This window comes from Veillonella montpellierensis DSM 17217 (assembly GCF_000426745.1).
Lineage (GTDB): Bacteria > Bacillota > Negativicutes > Veillonellales > Veillonellaceae > Veillonella > Veillonella montpellierensis.
This window is the reverse complement of record NZ_AUFY01000042.1, coordinates 1-1,079: the sequence shown is the minus strand read 5'-3', so window position 1 is coordinate 1,079 and position 1,079 is coordinate 1. Positions and strand designations below refer to the sequence as shown.

At 43.9% G+C, this 1,079-nt stretch carries 1 pseudogene; it reads left to right on the top strand.

The annotated features are described in order from the left end of the window. A pseudogene (locus K357_RS09820) lies at positions 1–1,079 on the top strand (hypothetical protein); the annotation flags it as partial.

Below are 1,079 nucleotides of genomic sequence, written 5' to 3'. Positions count from 1 at the left end.
GCAGCGGTGAACGTATCTGATCTTAAACAGGCTGCTGATGACAGCATTACGCAAGCCGTAACGCAAGCCACACAAAAAGGACTTGTATTCAATGCCAATGTTGGTGAACCTAAGACCAACCAACTAGGGTCTACTGTTACCATTAAAGGTACGGCAGATATACCAGCTGATGCCTCTGAAGAGGATAAACAATACGATGGTAAAAACGTACTTACCTCGATTGCACAAGGCGCTGATGGGAATACGACAGTAACGGTGAAATTAAATAAAGACTTAACATCGAAATCTGTTACTACCACTACCTTGACCGTAAAAGGTGAACCTGGTAAGTCAGGTACACCATCGAAAGATCCTGAAATCATCGTCGGTGAAAAAGGTGAAAAAGGTTCCGATGGTACCATCGGTGTACATGGTAAAGATGGGTCTTCGGTAACCATTCATGGTAAGGATGGATCCATTGGCCTTGCTGGCAAAAATGGCACTAACGGCCTTACCATTAAAGGTGATAAGGGCGTGAATGGCGTAGATGGCAAAGATGGCATGACGCGCATCATCTACGAAACACAAGAAGTAGACCCGAAGAATCCAGATAAAAAGAAACCTGTGAAACACGAAGTAGCCACTATGGATGATGGCATGAAATATGCCGGTGACGATGTTACCGCTACTGACACTAACAATGTGATTAGGAAAAAATTAAATGACACCTTACACATCGTTGGGGGCGCTACGAAAGACACCTTAACGAAGAACAACATTGGCGTCAGCAATGTAGATGGCAAGCTTACCGTACAATTAGCGTCTAACTTACAAGGTATTACATCGATTGCAGGTAAAGGCGGTACAGATAACTTAACCATCTCCAATGGAGGTACGACACTCACCATTACGAGCGGTACAAAAACTGTAGGAGACGGTGGAAAAGAAGAAATCAAACCGGGTACTATCTCTGTTGGTGGTGCTACCATTACGGATGTTGCTAATGGGACAGGCGATCATGATGCAGTCAACCTATCCCAATTGACAGCAGTAGCGTCAAAAGAACTTCATATTAAACCGACTGAAAACACTACAACCTA